Source organism: Cupriavidus sp. 86D6 (assembly GCF_057815095.1).
In genome coordinates this window covers 1,082,020-1,108,867 of sequence record NZ_JBYPSB010000001.1, presented here as the reverse complement: position 1 = coordinate 1,108,867, position 26,848 = coordinate 1,082,020, and the positions used below count along the sequence as shown (strand labels likewise).

Annotated in this window: 25 protein-coding genes; 6 read left to right on the top strand and 19 right to left on the bottom strand. The window is 65.9% G+C overall.

Features of this window, described 5'->3' with window-relative positions; translation table 11 throughout:
• Window positions 1-830 (top strand): glycoside hydrolase family 19 protein (locus AC3G88_RS05080; protein WP_488893144.1); only part of this gene is annotated, 830 nt, incomplete at its 5' end.
• The gene (locus AC3G88_RS05075; RefSeq protein WP_488770260.1) at window positions 754-1,410 is read left to right on the top strand and encodes a hypothetical protein; all 657 of its coding nucleotides are present in this window, start codon (window positions 754-756) and stop codon (window positions 1,408-1,410) included. The genes AC3G88_RS05080 and AC3G88_RS05075, both read left to right, overlap by 77 nt.
• A gap of 45 nt (window positions 1,411-1,455) precedes the next feature.
• On the opposite strand, the gene AC3G88_RS05070 is transcribed toward AC3G88_RS05075, so the two are convergent.
• The 8 genes from AC3G88_RS05070 to AC3G88_RS05035 all read right to left on the bottom strand — a co-directional run bounded on the left by AC3G88_RS05070 (window position 1,456) and on the right by AC3G88_RS05035 (window position 10,768).
• Window positions 1,456-2,283: a M55 family metallopeptidase gene (locus AC3G88_RS05070; RefSeq protein WP_488770261.1), complete on the bottom strand. Its 828-nt coding sequence runs from the start codon at window positions 2,281-2,283 to the stop codon at window positions 1,456-1,458.
• 11 nt (window positions 2,284-2,294) lie between these two features.
• The gene (locus AC3G88_RS05065) at window positions 2,295-3,311 is read right to left on the bottom strand and encodes a DmpA family aminopeptidase (RefSeq protein WP_488770262.1); all 1,017 of its coding nucleotides are present in this window, start codon (window positions 3,309-3,311) and stop codon (window positions 2,295-2,297) included.
• A gap of 4 nt (window positions 3,312-3,315) precedes the next feature.
• Entirely contained in the window at window positions 3,316-4,218 is a 903-nt protein-coding gene (gene gsiD / locus AC3G88_RS05060; protein ID WP_488770263.1) for a glutathione ABC transporter permease GsiD, read from the bottom strand.
• Window positions 4,219-4,228: 10 nt separating this feature from the next.
• Complete coding sequence (gene gsiC, locus AC3G88_RS05055) at window positions 4,229-5,149, bottom strand: glutathione ABC transporter permease GsiC (RefSeq protein ID WP_488770264.1); 921 nt, start codon at window positions 5,147-5,149, stop codon at window positions 4,229-4,231.
• A gap of 202 nt (window positions 5,150-5,351) precedes the next feature.
• Entirely contained in the window at window positions 5,352-6,902 is a 1,551-nt protein-coding gene (gsiB, locus tag AC3G88_RS05050) for a glutathione ABC transporter substrate-binding protein GsiB (protein WP_153945152.1), read from the bottom strand.
• A gap of 65 nt (window positions 6,903-6,967) precedes the next feature.
• A complete protein-coding gene (locus tag AC3G88_RS05045) occupies window positions 6,968-8,860 on the bottom strand; it encodes a dipeptide ABC transporter ATP-binding protein (RefSeq protein ID WP_488770265.1) in 1,893 nt (630 codons plus the stop codon).
• A 1-nt stretch (window position 8,861) separates the two neighbouring features.
• Window positions 8,862-9,839 (bottom strand): isoaspartyl peptidase/L-asparaginase family protein, encoded by a 978-nt coding sequence (locus tag AC3G88_RS05040; RefSeq protein ID WP_488770266.1) that lies wholly within the window; start codon window positions 9,837-9,839, stop codon window positions 8,862-8,864.
• Window positions 9,840-9,865: 26 nt separating this feature from the next.
• Entirely contained in the window at window positions 9,866-10,768 is a 903-nt protein-coding gene (locus tag AC3G88_RS05035; RefSeq protein ID WP_488770267.1) for a MurR/RpiR family transcriptional regulator, read from the bottom strand.
• 315 nt (window positions 10,769-11,083) lie between these two features.
• On the opposite strand from AC3G88_RS05035, the gene AC3G88_RS05030 reads away from it, so the two are divergent.
• On the top strand, window positions 11,084-13,006 hold the full coding sequence (locus AC3G88_RS05030) for an ATP-binding cassette domain-containing protein (protein WP_488770268.1): 1,923 nt from the start codon (window positions 11,084-11,086) through the stop codon (window positions 13,004-13,006).
• Window positions 13,007-13,099: 93 nt separating this feature from the next.
• Here AC3G88_RS05030 and AC3G88_RS05025 read toward each other — a convergent pair whose 3' ends face one another.
• The 5 genes from AC3G88_RS05025 to alr form a co-directional block, all read right to left on the bottom strand.
• Entirely contained in the window at window positions 13,100-13,585 is a 486-nt protein-coding gene (locus tag AC3G88_RS05025; protein WP_153945156.1) for a disulfide bond formation protein B, read from the bottom strand.
• A 162-nt stretch (window positions 13,586-13,747) separates the two neighbouring features.
• Window positions 13,748-15,034, bottom strand: a complete 1,287-nt coding sequence (gene oxlT, locus AC3G88_RS05020) for an oxalate/formate MFS antiporter (RefSeq protein ID WP_488770269.1) — start codon at window positions 15,032-15,034, stop codon at window positions 13,748-13,750.
• 298 nt (window positions 15,035-15,332) lie between these two features.
• Window positions 15,333-16,103 (bottom strand): GntR family transcriptional regulator, encoded by a 771-nt coding sequence (locus tag AC3G88_RS05015; protein ID WP_488770270.1) that lies wholly within the window; start codon window positions 16,101-16,103, stop codon window positions 15,333-15,335.
• 4 nt (window positions 16,104-16,107) lie between these two features.
• Window positions 16,108-17,475, bottom strand: coding sequence for a DNA repair protein RadA (radA, locus tag AC3G88_RS05010; protein ID WP_153945159.1), 1,368 nt, complete (start codon window positions 17,473-17,475; stop codon window positions 16,108-16,110).
• Between the two features lie 42 nt (window positions 17,476-17,517).
• On the bottom strand, window positions 17,518-18,627 hold the full coding sequence (alr, locus tag AC3G88_RS05005) for an alanine racemase (RefSeq protein WP_488770271.1): 1,110 nt from the start codon (window positions 18,625-18,627) through the stop codon (window positions 17,518-17,520).
• 471 nt (window positions 18,628-19,098) lie between these two features.
• Between alr and lplT the strand changes: the two genes are divergently transcribed.
• Window positions 19,099-20,418 carry a lysophospholipid transporter LplT gene (lplT, locus tag AC3G88_RS05000; RefSeq protein ID WP_400394825.1) on the top strand — a complete coding sequence of 440 codons (1,320 nt, stop codon included), beginning with the start codon at window positions 19,099-19,101 and terminating at the stop codon, window positions 20,416-20,418.
• A gap of 40 nt (window positions 20,419-20,458) precedes the next feature.
• Here the strand turns inward: lplT and AC3G88_RS04995 are convergent, their stop codons facing one another.
• The 4 genes from AC3G88_RS04995 to tsaB are packed head-to-tail and all read right to left on the bottom strand — an operon-like array spanning window position 20,459 to window position 23,823.
• Window positions 20,459-21,544 carry a DUF1853 family protein gene (locus AC3G88_RS04995; protein ID WP_488770272.1) on the bottom strand — a complete coding sequence of 362 codons (1,086 nt, stop codon included), beginning with the start codon at window positions 21,542-21,544 and terminating at the stop codon, window positions 20,459-20,461.
• The gene (locus AC3G88_RS04990; RefSeq protein ID WP_488770273.1) at window positions 21,525-22,517 is read right to left on the bottom strand and encodes a uracil-DNA glycosylase; all 993 of its coding nucleotides are present in this window, start codon (window positions 22,515-22,517) and stop codon (window positions 21,525-21,527) included. Before AC3G88_RS04990 ends, AC3G88_RS04995 begins: the two co-directional genes overlap by 20 nt.
• Window positions 22,514-23,068 carry a ribosomal protein S18-alanine N-acetyltransferase gene (gene rimI / locus AC3G88_RS04985; RefSeq protein WP_488893143.1) on the bottom strand — a complete coding sequence of 185 codons (555 nt, stop codon included), beginning with the start codon at window positions 23,066-23,068 and terminating at the stop codon, window positions 22,514-22,516. The genes AC3G88_RS04990 and rimI overlap by 4 nt, the downstream gene beginning before the upstream one ends.
• Window positions 23,065-23,823 carry a tRNA (adenosine(37)-N6)-threonylcarbamoyltransferase complex dimerization subunit type 1 TsaB gene (tsaB, locus tag AC3G88_RS04980; protein WP_488770275.1) on the bottom strand — a complete coding sequence of 253 codons (759 nt, stop codon included), beginning with the start codon at window positions 23,821-23,823 and terminating at the stop codon, window positions 23,065-23,067. The genes rimI and tsaB overlap by 4 nt, the downstream gene beginning before the upstream one ends.
• Before the next feature lie 168 nt (window positions 23,824-23,991).
• Between tsaB and AC3G88_RS04975 the strand changes: the two genes are divergently transcribed.
• Together AC3G88_RS04975 and AC3G88_RS04970 are read left to right on the top strand one after the other, a co-directional pair.
• Complete coding sequence (locus AC3G88_RS04975) at window positions 23,992-24,261, top strand: acyl-CoA-binding protein (RefSeq protein WP_474226611.1); 270 nt, start codon at window positions 23,992-23,994, stop codon at window positions 24,259-24,261.
• A gap of 132 nt (window positions 24,262-24,393) precedes the next feature.
• Window positions 24,394-24,768: a hypothetical protein gene (locus AC3G88_RS04970; protein ID WP_153945167.1), complete on the top strand. Its 375-nt coding sequence runs from the start codon at window positions 24,394-24,396 to the stop codon at window positions 24,766-24,768.
• A 28-nt stretch (window positions 24,769-24,796) separates the two neighbouring features.
• Here AC3G88_RS04970 and AC3G88_RS04965 read toward each other — a convergent pair whose 3' ends face one another.
• Entirely contained in the window at window positions 24,797-26,212 is a 1,416-nt protein-coding gene (locus AC3G88_RS04965; RefSeq protein ID WP_488770761.1) for a DHA2 family efflux MFS transporter permease subunit, read from the bottom strand.
• A 137-nt stretch (window positions 26,213-26,349) separates the two neighbouring features.
• Window positions 26,350-26,820, bottom strand: coding sequence for an SRPBCC family protein (locus tag AC3G88_RS04960; protein ID WP_066733424.1), 471 nt, complete (start codon window positions 26,818-26,820; stop codon window positions 26,350-26,352).
• Window positions 26,821-26,848 lie beyond the last annotated feature (28 nt).

Sequence of the window (26,848 nt, the reverse complement as noted above, 5' to 3'; positions counted from 1 at the left end):
AGGTCAAGGCGAGACTGCCTGATTTACCTGGTCCGGCGGTGTTTCATATGCATCCGGTGGGGGTGGTGGGGAACTTCCAGGCAAAACATCCCTTAATTACCATCGAAATGCTTGTTGCGGCCAACCCATCAGGGTCAACCACCTATCACGAGAGCCTGCTAGTGCATCTCAATACGTTCGCCGAAAAATACAATGTCACAACACCAAAAAGAATCGCGCATTTTCTTTCGCAAATTGAAGCAGAAAGCAAATTTAGGAATGTCGAAGAGAATCTGTTTTACAACTCGCAACAGATGAAAGTGATCTTTGGATGCAAACCAAAACCACGTGGCGCGAGTGCCCCAGCAGTGACAATTTCCGAGAATGACGTTGTATGCAATTACGGAAAACTTCGACCCAAGCTTTGGTCAGAAACTGACATTTATGAAAATAATCCGGAAAACCTGGCGAATTACGTCTATGAAAACAGGTATGAAAATGGGGCGGAATCAACCGGAGATGGATATCGATATCGAGGAAGAGGCCTTATTCAGACAACTTTCAAAGCCAACTATAGGGTTCTTACTGAAGAACACAATCGTAGGTTTCCGGATGACCCACAAGATTTTGTAGCCCATCCAGATCTGCTTCTCACCAACCTGGCATATGGGATCGAGTCTGCATTTGTTTACTGGACCGTTACCCGCAATATTAACCCAATAGCGGACACGGGAGACGTTGCCACCGTATCCCGATTCGTGAATGGAGGAACCCATGGAATCGCGGCAAGAAGAGCGTCATATAACCGCCTCGCTCTCTTACTGGATCTTTCGATTGATCCCGGCCAATAAGGCGGCCTTCCAAAGAGGCTTACTGCTCGCCGCGTGTGTTGCATTTTGCACACCAGCCTTGTCACTTGACAACGAAAAATCAAGTGCCGCCGTTTGCCCCAAGATTTCCCCGAAAGAACAAACGTTTTCCGCCAAGAAACTAGAACAAGATAGCATCATAGCTATAGAGAGAAACAATTCGAGCTCCAGCCACCTGATATTTTATCGGAACGAAGGCAGTTATTGTCGCCGACAGGAAATAGCCACCTATCGCTGGGAGGGTGGCCCTCCCAGCGTGGATTCATTGTTCTTCGAAGAGATAGCGGGAAAGATGAATCTAATTACAATAGTCCGTTGGACGATAAATCATCGCGGGCTTGGAACATTTGGAAACCTCTACCAGGTTAGTGCATACCAAATGGATCCCGCAGGCACAGTCATTGAAAACAACGATTTTCTGAAAATGGGACAATGGACTGGGATTGACGGATATTCTGAGCACGAAGCGTCATCCTTTCCTTTTCGTACGGCGGCCAGCGTCAGAAAATACCTCAGAAGCATTAATAAAAACCAATCAAAGCCAAAAAGCCGATCAAAGTGACAACCCGCGACACCGGTTCGATGTCCGAATCTCCTCGACCGCCCCCTACTTCAACATAAACGCCATCGCCGAACAGCAATTCAGCATCCGCACTGCCGCCTGTACCGTCGGCGCCGTGAACGAAAGCGTTACGCCGTCCACGCGCTCGAATGTGGGCCATTGGCAGAACAGGTCGGCGTGGGCTGTGGTCAGGGTCTGCAGGCGGCAGGTTACCGGGCCGGACAGTTCGAAGCAGCGGGCTTCGGGGTGGGCGATGGCCTGGCGGGTGACCGCTTCGGCGGCCTGGGCGATGGCGTCGCGGGCGGCGGCAGGGGACAGCGTCGTGCCGCTGCCCTGCCCGCCTGCCGTCTTGGTCTGCACGTAGCGCACCCAGGGCATCAGCGGCCGGGTTTCGGCGATGAAGACGTCGTCGCCGCTGGCCATCAGCACGGGGACGTCGAATTCGCCGGCCAATGCGGCGTAGATGCCGGCCTCGCCCAGTTCCAGCCCGTTGAACCAGACGCGCGCGAACGCGCCGCTATTGATGGTGTGCGCCAGCACGCCGCGGCTCTGGGCGCGGCCGTGGTAGCCGATCATGAACACGCCGTCGCAGTCCTGATCGACGCCGGCCATCATGCTCAGGTAGCGTGGCTTGCCCAGCACCAGTTGGGCGCGCGGGTCGATCTGCTCGGGCAGCAGATTTCGAAAGCCGCCGTGCGAATCGTTGACCAGGACTTCGGTCGCGCCGCCGGCGAACGCGCCTTGCACGGCGGCATTGGCTTCGGCGGTCATCCAGGCGCGGGCGCGTTCGTATTCGCCATTGCCGGCACGCGTTTGCTCGGCGTGGAATACGCCGGCCACGCCTTCGATATCAGCGGAAATCAGGATCTTCATGGATTCGGGCTTTACAGCAGGTCTTGCAGCAGCTCACTCAGCGCGCGGCGGGTATGGCCGTCGCGGCCTTGCACGGTTTCGGCGTGCCAAAGCGCGTGGACGATGGCCTGCTCAACGCTGTCGGCCGCGGCGCGGAACAGCGGGTCGAGTTTCGATTCGTGCATCATCGGCACGGCCGGCATCGGCGCATCGGCCAGGTGCGGCACGGTATAGGCCGTCGAGAAGGCCAAAGCGATATCGCCCGATCCATGGCCGTAGATCGAACCGGTTCGCGCCAGCCCCGTGCCGGCGCGCATCGACAGGCGACGCAGCTGGCGCGCGTCCAGCGGGGCGTCGGTCGCCACGATCATGATGATCGAGCCCTTCTCCGGCTCCGCCGGTTGCTTCAGGCGGGCGGTGAGTTCGGCGCCCAGCGGGCGGCCGGCAAGGATCAGCGATTCCGGCGTACCGAAGTTCGACAGCACCAGCGCCCCGACCGTATAGCCGCCAGCCAGGCGCGATGCCGTACCGATGCCGCCCTTCGCACCGAACGACGACATACCGCGCCCCGCGCCGACAGCGCCTTGTGCGACGTCCGCGCCCGCCGTTACCAGGGCCGCGTCGTAGTGCTGGCCCTGCACGGCCATCGCCTGGATGTCATTCAGATAGCCGTCATTGCACTCGAATACCAGCGGATTGACGGTGGGCCACTTGCGCCCGATCTCCGGATTTGACGCAATCGCGTGACGGATCTGCGCCTGCGCCAGCGTGCCGACCGAGAACGTGTTGGTCAACGCGATGGGCGTTTCCAGCACGCCGAGTTCGTCCACCTGTACCAGCCCGATGCTCTTGCCGAAGCCGTTGAAGACGGTGGCGGCAGCGGGCACCTTGTCGGTGTAGACGTTCCCCGCGTGCGGACGGATCACGGTTGCGCCGGTCTGACAGGCGCCGTCGGCCAGCGTGCAGTGGCCGACCGAGACGCCCGCCACATCGGTCATGGCATTGCGCGGGCCGGCCGGCAGGCTGCCGACGATGGGAGCGTTGGCCATGGAATCAGCGACGGTCGATCTTCGGGTCCAGCGCGTCACGCAGGCCGTCGCCAAGCAGGTTGAATGCCAGCACCGTCAGGAAGATCGCCAGGCTTGGGAAGATGGCCACGTGCGGCGCGGTCACCATGTCGGCGCGCGCCTGGCTCAGCATCGCACCCCATTCCGGCGTGGGCGGCTGTGCGCCGAGGCCGATGAACGACAGGCCCGCGGCCGTGATGATCGACGTACCGATCCGCATCGAGAAATAGACCACGATCGACGACACCGTGCCCGGCAGGATGTGGCGCATCAGGATGGTCCAGTCGGACGCGCCGATACTGCGCGCCGCCTCCACATAGGTCAGGCGCTTGAGCATCAGCGTATTGCCGCGCACCAGGCGTGCAAACGCCGGCACGCTGAATACGGCCACGGCCATGATCACATTGACCATGCCATTGCCCAGGATGGCCACGATGGCGATGGCCAGCAGGATGCCGGGAAAGGCGAACAGCACGTCGCAGATGCGCGTGACGATGCGGTCCCACCAGCCTTCGTAATAGCCGGCCAGCAGGCCCAGCAGCGTGCCGATGATGGCGCCGATCACCACCGAGAACACGCCGGCGGCCAGCGAAATGCGCGTGCCGGCCAGGATGCGGCTGAAGATGTCGCGGCCCAGCGAGTCGACGCCCATCCAGTGGGCGGCCGACGGGCCGGCGTTCAGCGCGTCGTAGTCGAAGTAGTTCTCGGGGTCGTACGGCACGATGTGGGGGGCCAGGATGGCGATCACCACCAGCAGCAGCACGAAGACGCCGGCAACCAGCGCCAGATGCTGCTTGCGGAACTTGCGCCAGAACTCGGTCCAGGGCGTGCGGACGGCTTCGGCGGCCGGAGCCGGCGTGGCGGTGGCGGACGTGGAAAGCTCGGTCATGTCAGCCTCCTTACTTGTAGCGGATGGTGGGGTTGATCACGGTGTACAGCAGGTCCACCACCAGATTGATCAGGATGAATTCCAGCGAGAACAGCAGCACTTCGGCCTGGATCACCGGGTAGTCGCGCATTTCCACGGCGTCCACCAGCAGGCGGCCCAGGCCCGGCCAGTTGAACACCATCTCCACCAGGATCGAGCCGCCCAGCAGGAAGCCGAACTGCAGGCCCATCATCGTCACCACAGGAATCATGGCGTTACGCAGCGCGTGCTTGATCACCACCACGGTCTCGCGCACGCCCTTGGCGCGCGCGGTGCGTACGAAGTCTTCCTGCAGCACCTCGATGAACGACGCGCGCGTGAACCGCGCCATCACGGCGGCCACGGCGGCGCCCAGCGTCAGGGACGGCAGGATGTAGTGCTTCCAGCTGTCGGCCCCGATCGACGGCAGCCAGCCCAGCTGCACCGAGAAGATTTCCATCAGCAGCATGCCCAGCGCAAAAGCCGGGAACGAAATGCCCGACACGGCCAGCGTCATGCCCAGTCGGTCGGGCCACTGGTTGCGCCATACGGCCGAACTGATGCCGATGGCCATGCCGAAAATCACCGCCCAAACCATCGACGTGACGGTCAGGTACAGCGTCGGCAGGAAGCGTTCACCGATTTCCTGCGAAACCGGGCGCTTGGAGCGCAGCGATGTACCGAACTCTCCCTGCAGCGCATTCGAGAAGAAGCGCACGAACTGCTCGTGCATCGGGCGGTCGAGCCCCAGGTCCTTGCGGACCAGTTCGACAGTGGCCTGATCGGCTTCCGGGCCTGCGGCCAGCCGCGCCGGATCGCCGGGCAGCAGGTGGACGAACAGGAATACCAGCACTGCCACAAGCAGCATCGTCGGTATGACGCCCAGAAATCGTTTGAGGAAGTAATTCAGCATCCTGACACCAGAAAACCAGAAATTTGAGACCGATGGCCGCCCGCCCTTTCACCCCGCATACACGGGCAGGCGGCCTCTCGGCTTACCGCATTTATCAACAGCTTGTTATGTACTGCTTACCGCGACTGCTACCACTTCTACTGCACCAGCTACCCTCTCCCGCGTGCGGGAGAGGGGAAAAAACTGCCAGTCAGGCCCAGGCTTACTGCTTGATGTCGATCTCGTCGAAGTTGAACGAGCCGTCAGGCATCACGTAGGCACCGGTCAGGCGCTTGGCACGGGCGTACAGGATCTTCTCGGTGACCAGGAAGGCCCATGGCGCGTCGTTCCAGATGCGTTGCTGGGCATCCTTGTACAGCTTGGCCTTCTCGGCGCGATCGGTCGTGCGCAGCGCGCCGGCGATGTCGGCATCCACCTGGTCGTTCTTGTAGTACGCCGTGTTCAGCAGCTTCGGCGGCATCGATTCCGACGCCAGCAGCGGACGCAGCGCCCAGTCGGACTCACCGGTCGACGACGACCAGCCCACGTAGTACATGCGCACGCCGGCTTCTTCCGGCTTCTGCACCGATTCCACGCGCTCCACGCGCTGGCCGGCTTCCAGGGCCAGCACCTGGGCCTTGATGCCCACCTGCTGCAGCTGCTGCTGCACGAACTGGATCACCTTCTGCGCGGTGGTGTGGTTATAGGCCGACCACAGCGTGGTCTCGAAACCGTTCGGGTAGCCCGCTTCCTTCAGCAGTTCGCGTGCCTTGGCCGGGTTGTACGGCCACGGGCCCAGCTTCTCGGCGTAGTCCACGCCATGGGGCACCACGCCGTCGGCCGGCACGGCGTGCCCGGCGAAGGCCACCTTGGCCAGTGCTTCCTTGTTGATGGCGTAGTTGATGGCCTGGCGCACCTTCGGGTCGTTGAACGGCTTCACCGTCGTGTTCAACGACAGATAACGCTGGATGATCGACGGCGAGTCGATCAGGTCCACCTTCGGGCTGGCCTTGAGCACGGCGGCCTGCTCGAACGGAATGCTGAACGCGAAGTCAGCCTCGCCCGTCTGCATCACGGCCGAACGCGTGTTGTTGTCCACCACCGGCTTCCACGTGATCGAGTCGATCTTCGGGTAGCCCGTCTTCCAGTAGCCGGCAAACTTCTTGCCCTTCAGGTAGTCGGTCTGCTTCCACTCCACGAACTCGAACGGGCCGGTGCCCACCGGGTGGAAGGCGATTTCCTTGCCGTACTTCTTCAGCGCGGTCGGGCTGATCATCACGGCCGACGGGTGGGCCAGCACGTTGATGAACGGCGAGAACGGCTCCTTGAGCGTCACGCGGGCGGTGTACGGGTCAACCACCTCGGTCTTGGCCACGCGGTTGAACAGCGTATAACGCTTGAGCTTGTTGGCCGGATCGGTCACGCGGTCCAGGTTGGCCTTGACGGCCGTGGCATCGAACGTGGTGCCGTCGTGGAACTTGATGTTCTTCTTCAGCTTGAACGTGTAGACCAGGCCGTCCTTGCTGACGTCATAGCTTTCGGCCAGCACGTTGACCAGCTTCAGGTCCTTGTCGAAGCCGAACAGGCCCTGGTAGAACGATTTGGTGGCGGCCTGCGACAGCGTGTCGTTGGCGTCGTACGGATCGAGCGTGGTGAACGTCGAATACACGGCCATCACCGCATCCTTGGCGGCAAAGGCCGGCGCGGCGGCCAGCATACCCATGGCGCCGACTGCGGCAGCACCGGCCATCAGCCGGAAAGAAACCTTGGACATCTCTTCTCCTCTATCGGGAAAGCAGGAATACAGGGGATACAGCGACTTCGGTACTACGGAATTGGTCAATAGGCACCGCCAATGGCATGCCGTGCCACGAAGTGGCCATGCGCGCCACTGCCGGCCACGGCCACCAGCGGCTGCACCACGGGTTCGTCGCCGACCATGCGGATCGGGCTCGGAATCTCGTCATTCAGCGGTTCGCGCTTCAGATGGCGTCGCGCGGGGTCCGCAATCGGCACCGCCGACATCAGCTTCTTCGTATAAGGATGCTGCGGGTTCTCGAAGATGGCGCGGCGCGGGCCGATCTCGACGATCTGGCCCAGGTACATCACCGCCACGCGGTGGCTCACGCGCTCCACCACGGCCATGTCGTGCGAAATGAACAGGAAGGCCACGCCGAGTTCGCGCTGCAGGTCGAGCATCAGGTTGACGATCTGTGCCTGGATCGACACGTCCAGCGCCGACACCGACTCGTCGGCCACCACCACCTTTGGGTTCAGCGCCAGGGCGCGGGCGATGCAGATACGCTGCCGCTGGCCGCCCGAGAACTCGTGCGGATAACGCGACGCGTGCGCCGCCGTCAGGCCCACCTTTTCCAGCAGCCAGGCCACGCGAGCCTCGGCTTCCTTGCCGCTGGCCACCTTGTGCACCAGCAGCGGCTCCATGATCGAGTAGCCCACCGGCACGCGCGGGTCCAGCGACGCAAACGGGTCCTGGAAGATGAACTGGATATTGCGGCGCAGCGCCTGCAGCGCCGGACCCTGCATCTTGCTGATGTTCTGGCCCGCGAATTCGATCGTGCCGCTCTGGGCATCGACCAGGCGCAGCAGCGAGCGGCCCGTGGTGGATTTGCCGCAGCCCGATTCGCCCACCAGCGCCAGCGTTTCGCCGGGATAGAGGTCGAAGCTGACCTGCTCCACCGCATGCACGCGGCGCGTGACCTTGCCGAACAGGCCGCCTGGCACGTCGAAGCGCGTGACCAGGTCGCGCACGCGCAGGATCGGCGCGGCGCCCGCCGGCACCGTATCCTGCGGCACTTCCTTGACCGGGGCGGCTCCGTCGCTCACCTGCACCAGCGGGAAGCGGGCCGGCAGGTCCGTGCCCGACATCGCGCCCAGCTTGGGCACGGCCGACAGCAGCGCGCGCGTGTACGGATGGGCCGGCGCGTGGAACACGTCGTCGGACGTGCCCTCTTCCACCTTCTCGCCGCGATACATCACCAGCACGCGGTCGGCCACCTCGGCCACCACGCCCATGTCGTGGGTGATAAAGACCACGCCCATGTCCATTTCGGCCTGCAGGTTGCGGATCAGCTGCAGGATTTCGGCCTGGATCGTCACGTCCAGCGCCGTGGTCGGCTCGTCGGCAATCAGCAGCGCCGGCTTGCACGACAGCGCCATGGCGATCATCACGCGCTGGCGCATGCCGCCCGACAACTGGTGCGGAAAGCGGTCCAGCACGCGGCGTGCCTCCGGAATGCGTACCAGTTCCAGCATGCGCAGCGCCTCGGCACGCGCCGCGGCCTTGCCCTTGCCCTGGTGCAGGCGGATCGATTCGGCAATCTGCTCGCCCACCGGGAACACCGGATTCAGCGACGTCATCGGCTCCTGGAAGATCATCGCCACGTCGGCGCCGCGCACGCTGCGCAGCCGCGCTTCCGTTGAGTTGACCAGATCCAGCACCTCGCCCGAACGGCGGCGCAGCAGCATGCTGCCGTTGGCGATCTTGCCGCCGCCGTGCTCCACCAGGCGCATCAGCGCCAGCGACGTCACCGACTTGCCCGAGCCCGATTCGCCCACCACGGCCAGCGTTTCGCCGCGATCCACGTGGAAGGACAGGTTGCGCACCGCCTCGACCGTGCGTTCCGAGGTGGAAAAGCGCACCGTCAGGTTGTCCACCACCACCGCGCGTTCGGGCGGCAGCACGATGCCGTGCTTGGAAACAGTATTCTGCATATCAGCCGTAAATCCAGACGTTGACCGGTTCGCCGACGCGGGCCAGGCCGCGATACATGCCTTCGGTGTTGAACGGCAGCGTCACGTTGCCGGCGCGATCTACCGCGATCAGGCCGCCGCGGCCATGGATGGCCGGCAGCTTCTCCATGACCACGCGGCGCGCCGATTCCTCCAGCGACAAACCCGCGTAGCGCATCTGCGCCGACACATCGAACGCAGCCGCCGTGCGGATGAACATCTCGCCGGTGCCCGTGGCCGACACGGCCGCCACGTCATCGGCATAGCAGCCGGCGCCCAGCACCGGCGTATCGCCCACGCGACCCACCTGCTTGTTGGTCACGCCGCCGGTGGACGTTGCCGCGGCCAGGTTGCCGTGGGCATCGCAGGCCACCGCGCCGACCGTACCGAATTTCTTGTCCGCATCGAGCGGGTCGGCCTTGCCTTCCTGCGCGGCCCTGGCGGCCAGCGCGGCGGCATCGTGATCCAGCAGCGCCATGCCGGTGGTGCCCTGTGCGCGCTGCCACTGATCGTAGCGGGCCTGCGTGAAGTAGTATTCCGGCGCCACCAGCTCCAGTCCTTGCGCTTCGGCAAAAGCCTCGGCCCCTTCGCCGGCAAACAGCACATGCTCGCTCTTTTCCAGCACGGCGCGCGCGGCCAGCACCGGATTGCGCACGCGCTTGACGCAGGCCACGGCGCCGGCGTTCAGCGTGGCGCCATCCATGACCGATGCATCAAGCTCGTAAGTGCCGGCGTGCGTCAGCACGGCCCCCTTGCCGGCATTGAACAGCGGGCATTCTTCGAGCAGGCGCACGGCTTCGGTCACGGCGTCCAGCGCGCTGCCGCCTTCGGCCAGCACGCGCTGGCCGGCCAGCAGCACCTGTTCCAGCGCGGTGGTGTATTCGCGTTCGCGGTTGGCGTCCATGGCCGCACGGGTAATCGTGCCGGCGCCGCCGTGGATGGCGATAACAGCTTGAGGCATAGGTCCTTCTACTTCCCTTCTTGACTTCAGTCTGAGGATTTCTGCGTGCCGCGGTCGTCGCGCGCACCGGGCGCGCCGTACAGCCACGGCAGCAGGAATTCGGTCATCTCGGCCGCCGCCTTCACCGCGCGCACGGACCGGTAGGACACCGCCCCGCACAGCGCCTCGATCAGCGCCAGCACCGTGGCTTCCGAATTGGCGGACAGGCGGTTGCCGGCGTTGGCGTAGAGCGAAATATCGGCCAGCGGCGCCAGCGGTGAGGTCGGGCCATCAGTCAGCGCCAGCAGCCGGCCGCCGTGCGCCTTCACGCGCTGGGCCAGCTTCATCGAATCGGTCACATAGCGCGGAAAGGCGATGCAGACCACCAGGTCCTTCGGCGTCAGCTTGAACAGCTGCCGCGCCGCGTGCGAGGCCCCGCCCACCGTCGACACCGATGTCACCATCCGGCAATGCATTTCCAGCCCGTGCTGCATCAGGCCCGCCAGGTAGCCGCTGGCGCCAAAGCCCATCACGTAGACACGCTCGGCTTCCAGGATCGCATCGACGGCCCGCTCGATCGATTCCGGATCGAGGTTGCGGCGCGTGGATTCCAGGTTGCGGGCACCGTCCTCCAGCGACGCGGCAAACACGTCGGCCACCGTGCTCGGGCGCGCCAGTTCGTCGCGCAGCCGTTCCACCGGCGCCAGCGTGGCCTCGAATCCGCGCACCAGTTCGGCGCGAAACTGCGGATAGCCCTCGAAGCCCAGCGCCTTGGCGAAACGGTTGGCGGTGGCGACCGACACCTCCACGGCCGTGGCGAATTCGTCGATCCGCATCGTGGCCGCGCGAAACAGGTTGTCCAGCACGTAGTTCGCCATGCGCTGGTGCGCGGGCGTCAGTGTGGGCAAGGCGCGAGCGATGCGTTCGGAAATCGTCTGGCCGCTGGACATGTGAGGACGTCGGGGTAAAGGTTGGCACCGCCTTGAAGCATCGCCAACGGCACTGGCGACGATCCGGCAATGAAAAGGCACTTTCGCAGTGCAGCAAGCAATGTAAATAAATTTACACGCAAATGACGTGCCCGCAATGACCTAAGTGGTCGAATACGGGAAATCCCTCAATACATGGAAGCGGACATGCAAGCCGCCTGAAAGCCGGCGTCGCCGCCCGCGGGCCGGGCGACGGGCCAATGGCCCCCGGCGCGCTACAATGCCGGCCTGCCGAACGATCGGCTGCCCTGCACCATCCAGCCTGAAGCCCTTCACGTGATACGTATCGACCAGCTTGTCCTCCAGCGCGGCACCAAGGTGCTGTTCGACCACACCAGCGTGACGCTAAACCCGGGCGAACGCGTGGGCCTTGTCGGCGCCAACGGCAGCGGCAAGTCCACCCTGTTCGCGATGCTGCGCGGCGAACTGCATGCCGACGGCGGCGATGTGACCGTGCCCAGCCAGTGGCGCATCGCACATGTGGCGCAAGAGACACCGGCAGTGGATCGTACGGCCGTGGATTACGTGATCGACGGCGACACGCGGCTGCGCGAGATCGAATCGCGCATCGCCGCCGCGCAGACCAGCGGCGACGGATCGGCCGAAGCCGAGGCCCATGGCGCCTATGCCGATGCCGATGGCTACACCGCCGCCGCGCGCGCCGAGGCGCTGCTGCTTGGCCTGGGCTTCACGCTGCCGCAGGTGACGCAGCCGGTGGCATCGTTCTCGGGCGGCTGGCGCATGCGCCTGAACCTGGCGCAGGCGCTGATGTGCCCGTCCGACCTGCTGCTGCTCGACGAACCGACCAATCACCTGGATCTGGACGCCATCGTCTGGCTTGAAGACTGGCTGGCCCGCTACCCCGGCACGCTGGTGATGATTTCGCACGACCGCGAATTTCTCGATGCTATCTGCACCGTCACAGTGCATATCGAAAACCAGCAGCTCAAGCGATACGGCGGCAACTACACGCTGTTCGAAACCATGCGGCTGCAGCAGATGGCCCAGCAGCAGGCCGCCTACACGCGCCAGCAGAAGGAAATCGCGCACCTGGAATCGTTCATCACGCGTTTCAAGGCCAAGGCCACCAAGGCGCGCCAGGCGCAGAGCCGCGTCAAGGCCCTGGAAAAGATGGAACGGCTGGCCCCGGTGCACGTGGCGGCCGGGTTCGCATTCGAGTTCCGCGAGCCCGATTCGGCGCCCAACCCGATGATGGTGCTCGATCACGTCGACTGCGGTTACGCTGAAGCCGACCCACCCGTGACCATCCTGCACAAGTTGATGCTGTCGATCCAGAACGGCCAGCGCATCGGCCTGCTCGGCGCCAACGGCCAGGGCAAGTCGACGCTGGTCAAGACGCTGGCCGGCACGCAGCCGCCGCTCAACGGCACGGTGCGGCTGGGCAAGGGCCTGGTCATCGGCTACTTTGCCCAGCACCAGCTGGAAACGCTGCGCGACCACGATTCGCCGCTGCAGCACCTGGCACGGCTGGCTCCCGACGTGCGCGAGCAGGAATTGCGCGACTTCCTGGGCAGCTTCAATTTCCGCGGCGACATGGCAACTTCGCCAATCGAACCGTTCTCGGGCGGCGAGAAGGCCCGGCTGGCCCTGTCGCTGATCGTCTGGCAAAAGCCCAACCTGCTGCTGCTTGACGAACCGACCAACCACCTGGACCTGGACACGCGCGAGGCGCTGACCATGGCCCTGGCCCAGTTCGAGGGCACGCTGATCCTGGTTTCGCACGACCGGCACCTGCTGCGCGCCACGTCCGACCAGTTCATGCTGGTGGCCGACGGTACCATCAAGCCGTTCGACGGCGACCTGGACGACTATCGCGACTGGCTGCTGCAACAGGCCGCCGCCAAGCGCAATGCCGCCACGGCCGCCCACGCCGCCGAATCCACCCCGGCAGTCAATCGCCGCGATCAGCGCCGCGCCGAGGCCGACGAACGGCAGCGGCTGTCGGTGCTGCGCAAGCCGCTGACCAAGGAACTGGAAAAGGTGGAAAAGCGGATGTCGGTGCTGCAGGCCGACAAGACCGTGATCGACGCCTTCATGGCCGAATCTTCAAGCTATGAGGAAGCCAACAAGGCGAAGCTGATGGAGATGCTCAAGCGCCAGGGCGAGGTCACGGGCGAGCTGGACCAGCTGGAGGAACGCTGGCTGGAACTGCAAGAGCAGATCGAGCAGATCGCGTAATACCTGCCGAGCCGTAGTTGTTTGCTCCCCCCTCCCGCCTGCGGGAGAGGGGAGACAACCGCAGGCAGAACCGCCTCCAGCGGCTTGCTCCCTCTAGCGGTAGTTCTTCTCGCGGCGGATCAGCCCTACCGCAAGCGTCAGCGTCAGGATCACGAGCCAGATCAGCGACCAGGCCGGGATCGACAGGCCGAACAGCGGCGGCAGCGGCGCCGTGCACAGGCCGTCCGAATAGAACACCTGCGGCAGCAGCTTGGCCGTCGGCAGCGCGTTGACCCAGTTTTCCAGTGGATCGATGCCGCACGATGCCTTGGGGTTCAGCAGCAGCGACACGTGGTAGCCGGCCACCGCGATACCGGCCACGCCGGACAGCATGCCCAGGCCCTGCCACAGCGTGCGCGTGTTTTGCGCGATGGCCGCCAGCAGCGAAAACAGCCCGATGCCCAGGAACGCAAATCGCTGCATGATGCAGAGCGGGCATGGCTGGTAGCCCTCCACGTACTGCATGTACAGCGCGGCACCGAGCAACGCGAACGAGACCACGGCGATCAGCAGGAAATAGGCGCGAGAATTGGCTTGCATGGTGTGTCGAGGGCAAGATTGGCTTCGACGCGAATTATTACCCATTTTCCGTTGCGACACCGGGGTGCCCGAGCAATCCGCCACGGGGTGCAGTGTGGCGGATTGACGCACCTGCCCTTCCCCGCGCCCGACCGGCCAACTTTCCCGCCCGCTCGCGCGCCGTCAGCCTGCCGCCGGCGCGCCCAGGTACCGCTTGCGCCAGGGCTTCAGCACGGCAATGGCCAGCACCGCCGTGACGATGTCGAGCGTGATGGCCACGCCGAAGACCGGCATCCAGCTACCCATGCGCTCGTGCATCAGCGCCGCCAGCGGGCCGCCGAAGATCGAGCCGATGCCTTGGGAGATATAGAGCCAGCCGTAGTTGGTCGTGGCGAATTTGGTGCCGAACGTGTCGGTCAGCGTCGAGGGAAACAGCGAGAAGATCTCGCCCCAGCCCAGGAACACCACGCCGGACAGCAGCACGAACAGCACCGCGTTCTCGCGCGTCAGCAGCCACAGCGTCATGGCCACCGCTTCCAGCGCAAAGGCGAAGCACATCGTATTTTCACGACCCCAGCGGTCCGAGATCCAGCCGAACATCGGCCGCGTCAGGCCATTGGTCAGGCGGTCGATGGTCAGCGCCAGCGGCAGCGCGGCCATGCCGAACACCACGGCATTGGACACCCCGAAATCCTTGGCGAACGCGGCCATCTGCGACGTGACCATCAGGCCCGAGGTGGACATCATCGTCATCATCGCGAACAGCAGCCAGAACAGCGGCGTCCTGAGCATCTTGCGGGTCGGCACATCGGCCTCGTTCGACGGCGTGTAGGCCGGCCGCACCGCCACTGGTTCGCCGGCGGCCGGTGCGCGCAGCCCCTGTGACGCCAGGAAGCCGATCACCGCGAAGATCAGGCCGAATTGCCAGAGCGTCGATTCCAGCCCCTTGCCCGCCAGCGCGGCGGCAATCGGGAAGGTGGTCAGGATGGCGCCCATGCCGTAGCCGGCCGCGACCATGCCCACGGCAAAGCCGCGCCGGTCAGGGAACCAGCGCACCATCTGCCCCACCACGCCCACGTAGACGATGCCCGTGCCGAGCCCGCCCACCACGCCGTAGGTCAGGTAGAGCATGCTCACGCTCTGCGCCGACGCGGCCAGCACCCACGACAGGCCCGACAGCACCGTGCCCAGCGCGATCAGGCGGCGCGGCCCGAACCGTTCGATCATCGCGCCCTGGAATGGCGAGAAGAATGTCTGCAACACGATCAGCAGCGAAAACGTAACCTGCAGTTCCGACAGCGGCACGCCCAGCTTGGCGGAAAGCGGCTTGGTGAACAGCGTCCAGACATACTGCGGACTGGAAATCGCCATCATGCACACGAGCCCCAGCAGCAGCTGCAGCCAGCGCGTGCGCGCCAGCGGCACGGCGTGCGGCACACCCAGGGCCGCGTTATCAGCAACGGTACGCATCGAACCACTCCTTCAGACAGACTTCGAGAGAGATGCGTGGCCACGCGGCACCACGCCTTGTTGGAATCCAGTGCGGGGCGGCGCCCGTCTAGGTCACGACAGTTCCGCGATTTATGTATACATAAATTTCCCGCGTGGAACGGTCGCAATAGGCATGCCATGGGGGCCCCTACTGGCGAAGGGGGACGGATGCCGGACGGGCGCGAAGCGGGCTATGCCGCGTGGCGTGGGGGATAGCGGGCGATAAAGCGTCGCGACGCGATGCCGCGCGAAGTCGCCGGGGAAGAAACCGCTGGGATCAGCCGAACCGGCGGCGGCGCGCCGGTGCACCGGATTCGGTCGACGGCACGAAGCTGGTGCGGGCTTCCTCGAGGCGCGCCATGGTCAGGCGGCTGACTTCTGCGCGGCCATCCTCGATATGCGTGGACAGCAGTGCCACCGCGCGGCCGGCATCGGCATCGGCCAGCGCGGCCAGGATCGCGCCGTGTTCGTCGTAGGTCAGCGAGACCCGCTCGCCGAACGCGAAGTCGAGCCGGCGGATGATGCGGATGCGGTCGGTCACCTGCTGATGCACGGCCGCCGCTTCGGCGTTGCCCGCCGCATCGACGATGGCCAGGTGAAATGCCTCGTCAAGCTGCGCCACGGCGTTGCCGTCGGCCAGGCGCCGGGCTTGAGGCACGCGCCAGATGGCACCGAGCATGGCTACCAGCGCGGCGCGGCGCGTCGCGTGCGACGGCTGGCACAGGCGCGTCACGGCATGGGTTTCCAGCAGCGTGCGCAGTTCGTACAGGGCTTCGAAGCGGCCCAGGTCCAGCGGCACCACTTCCCAGCCGTTGCGGTAGTAGCCCCGCACCAGACCATCGCCCTGCAGCCGCTGCAGCGCCTCGCGCACGGGCGTGCGCGAGATGCCCAGCCGTTCGGCCACGTCGTTTTCGGTAAAGCGGTCGCCCGGCAGCAGCCGGAACGCGAAAATGTCGTCGCGCAGCGCGTGGTAGGCGGCCTGCGACCGCTTGCCACGCGCCACCGACCGCGACGCTGCGTCTTGGGTATCCCCGGCAGCATCGGCCATTGCGTCAGTCCAGATGCCGTACGCGGTCGATCGCCTGCTCCAGGCGGTCCACCGCAATGACTTCCAGCCCGTCGATGGCCTGCTTGGGCGCGTTGGCCTTGGGGATCACGGCCATCGTGAAACCGAGCTTGGCGGCTTCCTTGAGCCGTTCCTGCCCGCGTGGGCTCGGGCGGATCTCGCCGGCAAGCCCCACTTCGCCAAACACCACCAGCCCGCGCGGCAGCGGCTTGTTGCGCATCGACGAGTGGATCGATAGCAAAACCGCCAGATCGGCGGCCGGCTCCGTGATCTTGACCCCGCCGACCGCGTTCAGGAACACGTCCTGGTCGAAGCAAGCGATGCCGGCGTGCCGGTGCAGCACGGCCAGCAGCATCGCCAGCCGGTTCTGCTCCAGCCCCACCGCCAGCCGGCGCGGATTGGGCACGTTCGCCGTATCGACCAGCGCCTGCACTTCCACCAGCAGCGGGCGCGTGCCCTCCTGCGTCACCAGCACGCACGACCCGGCCACCTGCTCCTCATGCTGCGACAGGAACAGCGCCGACGGATTGCTGATGCCGCGCAGGCCGCGCTCGGTCATCGCAAAAACGCCAAGTTCATTGACCGCGCCGAAGCGGTTCTTGAATGCGCGGATCAGCCGGTGCGACGAATGCGTGTCGCCCTCGAAATACAGCACCGTATCGACGATGTGCTCCAGCACGCGCGGCCCGGCCAGGCTGCCTTCCTTGGTCACATGGCCCACCAGGATGATCGTGATATCGCTGCTTTTGGCGATACGCGTCAGCTGCGCCGCGCATTCGCGCACCTGGGCCACCGACCCAGGTGCCGACGTCAGCGCCTCGGAATACAGCGTCTGGATCGAGTCGATCACGGCCACTTCGGGCTTGTCGGCCTCCAGCGCGGCCTGGATCTTTTCCAGCTGGATCTCGGGCAGCAGGCCCACCGTGGCGGCTTCCACCCCCAGCCGCTGCGCGCGCAGCGCGATCTGGGCGCCCGATTCCTCGCCGCTGACGTAGAGCACGCGCCGGCTGGCCGACAGGTTGGCCAGCGTTTGCAACAGCAGCGTCGATTTGCCGATACCGGGATCGCCGCCGATCAGCACCACCCCGCCCGACACCAGCCCGCCGCCCAGCACGCGGTCGAACTCGTCGATGCCGGTGGTAAAGCGCGGCACCTCGGCGGCTTCGATATCGCTGAGCTTGCGGACCACGGCGGACGCCGCCAGCGGCTGGAAACGGCGCGCGGCCGACGATCCCGATTCGGCCACGGTCTCGACGAGCGTGTTCCAGGCATTGCACTGCGGGCATTGGCCCGCCCAGCGCGGCGTGGTACCGCCGCATTCGGTACAGGTATAGACAGTCTTGGTCTTGGCCATCGAAAAATCCGGACTCGGGCTGGATGGGGGCGCAGGCTGTCTTCAGGAGACGGAATCGGCCGTGGTCAGCATGGCCACGGTGGTCGGCACGCGCGGCGCCAGCGCGCACATCAGTTCATAGCCCACCGTGCCGCTGGCGGCGGCCACGTCGTCAATCGGCAGCCCGTGGCCCCAGAGCGTGACCGGCGAGCCAACCTTGGCCTTGGGGCACGGCGTCAGGTCCACGCAGATCATGTCCATCGACACCCGGCCCACCAGGTCGGTGCGCACGCCGTCCACCAGCACCGGGGCGCGCTTGTCGCCCCAGCCCGACGCGTGGCGCGGGTAGCCGTCGGCATAGCCGCAGGCCACCACGCCGATGCGCATTGCCCGGTCGGCCGTAAACATCGAGCCATAGCCAACCGTATCGCCCGGCTGCAGGTCCTGGATGCCGATCAGTTCGCTGTGCAGCGACATCGCCGGCTGCAGGCCGGTATCGGCGATGTCCGCCGACAGGCCCGTGGGAGAACCGCCATACAGGATCACGCCCGGCCGCACCCAGTTGCGATGGGCCGACGGATGCCAGAGCACGGCCGCCGAATTCGACAGGCTGACCTCGCCGGGCAGGTTGGCCGTGGCCGTCTCAAACGCCTCGATCTGGTGCGCGATGCCGCGCGCGCTGTCGGCATCGGAGAAATGGGTCATATGGACGATACTGCCCACGCACGGCATGGTGCGGGCGCGTTCCCAGGCCGCCCGGTACTGGGCAGGCCGGAAGCCCAGCCGGTTCATGCCGGTGTTGAGCTTGAGCTGGATGGCCAGCGGGCCCTTGGGCCGGGCCTGTTCCAGCATGCGCAACTGCTCCTCGCAATGGATGGCGGTGGTCAGGCGATATTGCTCGATGACGGGAACATCCTGGGGCTGGAAGAATCCCTCCAGGAGCAGGATCGGCCCCTGCCAGCCCAGTTCGCGCAGCAGCACGGCTTCGTTGAGGTCCAGCAGGCCAAAGCCGTCGGCGGCCTTCAGGCCGGCAAAGGCGCGGCGAATGCCGTGGCCATAGGCATTGGCCTTGACGACCGCCCAGACGCGGGAATCCGGCGCATGGCGGCGCACCACTTCCAGGTTGTTGGCCAGCGCGGGCTGGTGGATGACAGCGTGAATGGGTCTTGGCATGGATATGACTGCTTGCGTGGGCTGTCGAACGATGTTCTGCACCAGATGCGGGAAGACCCGGTCGGCAGGCCACTGGATTCGGGCGTTGAGGTGACACACACTGTGCGGTAACAGGCCTTCGGGACGAACCGGCCGGCGCGGACAAGCCGGCGCCACCTTGCGCAGGCGATATTTGACCACATCCGCAGGTCGATTCCGGGAATCCATCCGGGCATGTACTGTCCAATGCGCGTCCGCCGGTGTGCTGAAATGTCGCGGATTCGTGATATAAAGCCGGACGCTCCGGCCATGTTTTAAAAGAGAAGCAATATGTCAATGACGGTCAGGCAAGCCGCAAGGCGCGCGAAAGTAGCGTCGCCGCCCCACTTTGACAAGGCAGGCGCAGCAGGTTCCCGCCAAGCGACGGCACTACCGGCCGGTGCGCTTTTGCCCGTCCACATGGACGCCCGCGATGGAGACAAAGTCCAAGGTATGAAGAAGGGTTTCTACACGATCATGGCCGCGCAGTTTTTCTCGTCGCTGGCCGACAATGCCCTGCTGATCGCAGCCATTGCCCTTCTTGCCGAATTGCATTCCCCGCAGTGGATGACGCCGCTGCTCAAGCTGTTCTTCGTACTGTCCTATGTGGTGCTGGCGGCATTCGTGGGCGCCTTCGCCGATTCCATGCCCAAGGGCAAGGTGATGCTGATCACCAATGCCATCAAGATCGTGGGCTGCGCCATCATGATGTTCGGGCTGCACCCGCTGCTGGCCTATGGCGTGGTCGGTTTCGGCGCAGCGGCCTATTCGCCGGCCAAATACGGCATCCTGACGGAGCTGCTGCCGCCCGAGAAGCTGGTGATGGCCAACGGCTGGATCGAGGGCCTGACGGTCGGCTCGATCATCCTGGGCACGGTGGTGGGCGGCGCGCTGATCTCGGTGCAACTGTCGAGCCTTCTGCTGCACTTCGACCTGCCCTATGTCGACACCGGCATCAACACCCCGGCCGAAGCGGCGATGGTGGTGATCATGCTGTTCTACTTCATTGCCGCCGTCTTCAACCTGTTCATTCCGGACACCGGCGCCCGCTATCCCCAGCAGGAAAAGAACCCGATCAAGCTGATTGCGGAGTTTGGCGACTGCTTCATTGCGCTGTGGCGCGACAAGCTCGGCCAGATCTCGCTGGCCGTGACCACGCTGTTCTGGGGCGTGGGCGCCACGCTGCAGTTCATCGTGCTCAAGTGGGCCGAAAAATCGCTGGGGCTGAACCTGTCGCAAGGCGCCCTGCTGCAGGCCGTGGTGGCAGTGGGCGTGGCGGTGGGCGCTATCGCGGCCGCCGCGCGCATTCCGCTGCGCAAGTCGCTGTCGGTGCTGCCGTTCGGCGTGGCCATGGGCGCCACCGTGATCCTGATGGCGTTCTACACCAAGGACACCATGCCGGCCGTGACGCTGGACGTGCTGGGCATGGCGATGCCGCTCTACATGGCCATCGCCTACGTGTTCCTGATGATCGTGGGTGCCATGTCGGGCTACTTCGTTGTGCCGATGAACGCCCTGCTCCAGCACCGTGGCCATGTGCTGCTTTCGGCCGGCCATTCCATCGCGGTGCAGAATTTCAACGAGAACGTTTCGGTGCTGCTGATGCTGTGCCTGTACGCGCTGCTGATCAAGCTGAACGTGCCGATCGGCTTTGTGATCGTCGCGCTGGGCCTGTTCATCGTGGCGACCATGGCGCTGGTGATGCGCCTGCACAAGCACAATGTGAAGATGTACAACTCGCTGGCGATGATCGGCGAGGACAAGCACCACTGATCACACGCGGGGCGTCAGCCTTGCCGGCTCGCCCCGGTTCTCAGGGCGCCGCGGCCCGCAGCGCGGCCCGCGCCTCCCAGTCGTCCGGCACCACGAATCCGCGCGAGCATTCGCGCCAGATGCCGGGCGCGTCCTGATCCTGCACCAGTTCACAGACCATGACCGGCGCCTCGCGGCGCCACGCGTGGATCGGGTCGGCAAAGCGTTCGGCCAGCGCATCGTGCATGACCGCCGCCGTTTCGGTCGCGGCCTCGGCCACACGGGCCCCCGACAGCCAGTCGGACCTCGACAGCCGGCACCAGCGCACATGCCCCCTGGCGGAGTCCGACGCACGGGCGCGCCAGTCGGCCAGCGGCGCCCACCACCCGTTCAGGTGATCCGGCGCAATCCCCAGCGCTTCCAGGCCGGCCGGCACGACGCCGTCGCGGTAGAACAGCCAGCCCAGCAGATAGACTTCGCTGCGATCCACGGGATGCCCGACCAGCGCCTGGGCCTCGGCGGTGCGGCCCAGCGGCAACTGGCGCCGCACGATGTGATCGAGCTTGTCGCCCAGCCGGTCAACCAGGTTCGGCCCGACAAAGGCCCGATGCCCGGCCACGCCGTCCACCATCAGGTAGAACTTGGCCGCCATCTCCCAATGGACGACGGCCGCGCTGGCGGGGTCGCGCCAGATCACGTCGAGTTCGCCCAGCGTCTGCACGCCATGGCCGTTCGCACGCCGGATCGGCACATTGGCCGCCAGCAGATCCACGCCTTGCGTGTGCCGCAGCGCGAAGTGCAGAAGCCGCTCGGCATGACGGCCCAGGCGCAGGCTGCGGCTGCCGGTCGGCTCCGGATGCTGGCTCAGTTCGACGATGGTTTCGGGCAAGGTGGCCGGATCGGCCTGCGACAGCCAGGCCTGCCACCCCGCCTGCGCGCCGGGCGGCCATTCGGCCAGCCGGGCAGGCCCGTCTTGGTAGCCATCGGGCAGATGGGACAGCAGCGCAGGCGACAGCGAACACCAGGCCAGGTCGCGCGTGCGCTGCGAGGCCGCGCGACACCACAGCGGCAAAGGCGCGTCCGCCCCGGTCGGCGCGCAGCCGCCCGGTGGCGTTATCTGGGCGAAATCAGGCTTGAGCTCCCGCACGATCGTGGACCTCGCGCGCCAGGCACAGGTCTTCCCAGGCACGCGCCTTGTCGGTCAGCGTGCGCAGCAGGTAGGCGGGGTGATAGGTCACCACCACGGGGATGCCCTCGTAGGTATGCACCGTACCGCGCAGCTTGCCGATCGGCGTGGTCGATCGTAGCAGCGACTGCGCCGCAAAGCGGCCCAGCACCACGATGACCTTCGGCTTGATCAGCGCAATCTGGCGCTTCAGGTAAGGCTCGCACTGGGCGACTTCCTCGGGCTCGGGATTCCGGTTGCCCGGCGGCCGGCACTTGAGCACGTTCGCGATATAGACATTGCGTCCGCGCGCCAGGCCCAGCGCCCCCAGCATGTTGTCCAGCAGCTTGCCGGCCTGGCCGACGAACGGCTCGCCCTGCAAGTCTTCGTTCTCGCCCGGCGCCTCGCCCACCAACATCCATTCGGCCTGCGGATCGCCCACGCCAAACACGGTGTTGGTGCGGGTGCCGCAGAGGCCACATGCGGTGCAGCCTGCAACGCTGTCGGCCAGCTCCGGCCAGGGCATCCCGGCGATGGCGGCCTCGCGGCCAGCCTGCCCGGGCAGACGGACCAGCGGCTTGTCTCCGTGCGGGGCCACCGGCCGGTCCGGGTTCGGTGCATCGAAAGCCTCGACGGTCGCGGCCAGTTCGGTGGCGCTGATGGCGCTGTCGCCGGCGTGATCGATCCCGGCCGGCTCGTCCGCCAGCACATCGGCCAGCGGTCCGGTCGAAAGAGTCGAAACTTCGGGCGGCTCGGGCGGACGGGCGGACGGCGACGCCCGGACTTCCGCCAGCACTGCGGCTGCGGGTGCGGCGCTCGCATCGCCCACCGCTTGTGCGACCACAGCTTCCGCCGCCACGGCTTCGTCTGCCGCTTCGTCAATGGCCTGCGCCCGGCGTGGCACCCACTCGGTCGGAATGCCCAGGGCTTCCAGGAACAACGCGCGGCGGTTCATGCCGGTTCTCCGTCAACCCTGGCGGGCCAGACGCGGCGCAGCACCAGGGCGTCCTCGCGCCCCAGCGCCGTGGCCGGATAGTAGCCCTTGCGGCGACCGATCTCGACGAATCCTGCTTCGAGATACAGCGCCAGCGCGCCGATATTCGACGGACGCACCTCCAGCAACATCGTGTGCAGCCGGTGCGCATGCGACGTGGCCAGTGCGATGGCCAGCAGCAGCCGTCCGTAGCCCTGTCGCTGGTGGGCCGGATCGATCGTGATATTGAGCAGGTGCATCTCGTCAACCACCGGCATCAGCATCGCGTAGCCGATCAGCGCCGTCGAGGGGTCGCGCAGCGTCAGGCCGAAATGCCCGGCCTTGAGTGAGTTCTCGAAGTTGCCACGCGTCCACGGATGGCTGTAGGCGCGCTGCTCGATCTCGGCCACGGCCGGCAGGTCGCGCGCGCTCATGTGATCGAGCGCCCAGCCCTGCGCCAGCGGCGGCATGACCGGCACCGCCGGCCACTCGGGGTGGTCCGGACGCTCGGGCGGCAGCAGCGCGGCGCTCATCGGGCCGCTCCCTGCGCGGCCAGCGCGGCGGTCTTGGCGGCGGCCACGGCCTCGCGCTCGACGATGGTCTGGGCAACCTTGTCGCGCACATAGATCGGCATGGCATCCGCCGCGGCAATCGTCTCGCCACGCGACAGCGCACGCTGGGCGATCGACACCATCGCGCGGGCGTCGGGCATGGCGTCCGGCACGGTGCGCGAAGCCCCGGCCGCCGTCGCCAGGCGGTCGCCAAAGACGGTCAACGCGTTGCCGGCCAGCCAGAAATCGCCATCGGGTGCCACGATCGATTCCGGCGCGCCCACCTGCATGGCGCCTTCCATGGCCCATTCGTTCGCGGCATCGTCCCAGCGGAACGTGGCAGCATAGGCTTCGTCCATGCGGGCGTCGATGGCGACCAGCACCGCCGCGCCCGCAGGCAGCGTTTCACCGCCGCACGTGCCGTTGCGGACGCTTTCGGCACATGCCATCAGCACGTTGACGGGGATGACGGGAAGGTCCGCGCCGAAGGCCAGGCCCTGCACCACGCCGCAGGCGGTGCGCAGGCCGGTAAAGGAACCGGGACCCGCGCCAAAGGCGATGGCGGCGCAGTCGGCCAAGCGGATGCCGGCCTCGGCCAGCACCTCGCCAACGGCAGGCAGCACCCGCGACGACGAACGCGCGCCGGTGTGCTCATGACGGGAGAAACACTCGGCGGCGCGGCCGAGTGCGACGGAACACCACTCTGTGGAGGTCTCGACAGCAAGAATCCAGGACATGGCAGCGATTGTATCCGCTGGCGGGGCAAAGCAGTATTGGCAACGGCGCGCCCCCCCGCGCTGGCCGCCAGCGGGGCAACCTGAAAGCTTCCTCGACTTTTTTGCACCGAAACGGACGCCGGCGGCGCTTATCATCGCCTGTCCAACGCATTGCCACACGGAGACCCCATGAGCGACCTGCAAGCCCAATTCGACCAGGCCCAAATCGACGTCAAGACGCTGTCGGAGCGCCCCAACAACATGACGCTGCTGCGCCTGTACGCGCTGTACAAGCAAGGTGCCGAGGGCGACGCCCACGGCGACAAGCCCGGCATGACCGATTTCGTCGGCCGCTACAAGTTCGAGGCCTGGGAAGCCCTCAAGGGCACCACCCAGGACGAGGCCAGGCAGAAGTACATCGAACTGGTGGGCGACCTGCTGGCCGGCCGCGCCAGCTGAACCTGGCCTTGCCCCTGCGGACGGTCCCGGCCGTCCGCCGCTTTTGCTCCCCCCATTCAGCCCCTTGTCTTTCCTGCCGATAACCAGACCATCCGCAATGTATCTGGCAACAGTGTCGTGATTCAGGAAGACATGAAGACCTACCGAGTGCTGTTCAGCGTTTGCGCGCTGACGCTGTCCACGGCGCTGATGGCCGCGCCGCGTGCGCCGTCCCGTCCCGCCGAGCCTGCGGCCCCGGCCTACGATCCCGTCCGTTACAAGTCCTGCACCGTCTATGCCGCGACGGCGATGTCCGCCGCGGTGGACATGCGCACGCACGGCTATGGCGCGAAGCGCGCGCTGGTCGAAGGCGGCAACCCGCCCTCCGCCCCCATGGTGGCGCTGACCGAATTCGCCGTCTCGGCCATCCAGGCCCGCCCGGCTGGCGGGCGCGAAGCCGCGTCGGTGCTGAGCGGATTCCTGGCCGGCGTCTGCTACCAGCGCAACGAACTGCCCTTGCTGCAATAACCATCGGAAACGCCCGCAGGCGCGGGCGTCAGTTCCCGGGCAGCGGCCGCGGGCGGATACGCCACGCGGCCAGCATGGCCGTGGCGATCACGATCCCCACGGCCAGAAAGGTTTCGTCGAAGGCCTGGATGCGCGCGGCCTGCGCCGCCGCGTCGCCGCCGCGGCCCAGCACCGCGCCATGCTCGGCCAGGCGCCATTGCAGGCCCACCCCGGCCAGGCTCACGCCAATCGCCCCACCCAGCTGCCGCAGGAAGTTGATGCAGCTGGAACCCTGCGGAATCATCGAGAAATCGACGCCCCGCATCGACCCCAGCGTCAGCGAAGGCAGGATGCAGCCCAGGCCGATGCGGCCGATCACCGCGTACAGCACCAGCAGCACGTATGGCGTGGCCATCGATCCGGTGGCCATCAGCAGGAACGAGCCCGCCAGCAGCGCCAGCCCGAACGACACCTGGCGGTGCGGCAGGATGCGGTTGGTCAGGCGGCCGGCCACCGCGATGGTCACCGCCAGCGCAATGCCGGCCGGCATCAGCACCAGGCCCGCCGCCGACGGCGTATAGGACAGCGCCATCTGCATGTAGACCGGCAGCAGGTAGGTGGACCCGAACAGCCCCGCGCCATAGATGAAGGCCACCACGGCACCGGCCGAGAACTGGCGATAGCTGTAGAGACGCATGTTCATCAGCGGATCGGGCGCGCGCAACTGCCACGCCACGAACGCCGCCAGCATCAGCACGCCGAACACGGCCAGCCCGACGCCTTCGCCGGCGTTGGTGCGCATTTCCACCAGGCCGTTGAGCAGGCTCACCGTCGCCACGCCCACCAGGGCCAGGCCGCGCCAGTCCAGCGGCTTGCGCTCGCCCATCATCGCCGAATCGACGGCCATGTAGCGCCGCGCCATCCACCAGCCGGCCAGCGTCAGCGGCACCACCACGAAGAAGATGGACCGCCAGCCGAACAGCTCGACCAGGAAGCCGCCGACGCTGGGCCCGATGGCCGGCGCCAGCACCACGCCAAACCCGAACAGCGACAGCGCCTTGCCCTGCTCGCGTTCATCGAACACGCGCAGGATGAAGATATTGGGCAGCGGCTGCATGATGCCGGCCGCAATGCCCTCGGCCACGCGCATGGCCAGCATCACGCCGAAGGTGGGCGAGAATCCGCCGATCAGCCCGCCCCCGCCCAGCAGCACCAGCGTGCCGATGAACGTGCGGCGCAGGCCGTAGCGGTTGAGCAGCCACGGCGTCAGCAGCATCGACAGCGTCATGGCGATCATGAAGCTGGCCGCCACCCATTGGGCGCGCTCCTGGCCCAGGTCGAAATGCCGACTCAGATCGGGGATGGCAACGTTCACGATGGTCGACGACACGATCGACGACATCGTGCCCAGCATCAGCGTGACCAGGATCAGCCAGCGCAGGCGGTCGCCATGGCGGGCGCGCAGGTCGGCACGGGTCGGGCCGCCGCGACGCCCGGACGATGGCTCCGTCTCCCCGGGTCCGCCCGGCGCCTGCGGTCCGCCAGTTCCTCCTCCGTTGGCATCCCCGCTGCCGGTACGTGCCGGCGCAGTGGATGGGCGGCTCACCCGAGCCGTCCCGTCGCAGCGATTTCGCGAATCTTGCGGACCGTATCGAGATCGGCCTCGTGATAGGCGGATTTGACGATCTCGGCGTAGCGGTTGTCGCCGCTGGCGTCCACGTTGGGCATGGTGGTCTGGTAGATGAAGCGGACCAGCAGCGCGCCAGGCGCCGGGGTCTCGATGATCATCTCCAGCGTACCGCCCGCGTGCTCGGCCGTCGGGGCCGACTCGTACCGCACCGCGCGGCGCGGCTCGTAGGCCACGCGGTCGCTCACGCTGGCCTTGCCGAAATGCAGCACGCGCTCGATCCAGCCGTCGCCCCGGCCGACGATCTCGGCGCTATCGAGCCCGAGCATGAACAGTTCCGGCGATTCCGCCCGCAGCACAAGGCCCTGCCAGAGCTGGTCCGGCGTCAGCGGCTCCAGCGTGGGGTTGCCTGGGTCATTGATTTCCACCAGGTGTTCGAATCGCAACTTGACTCTCCAGATCGTAGATTTCCGT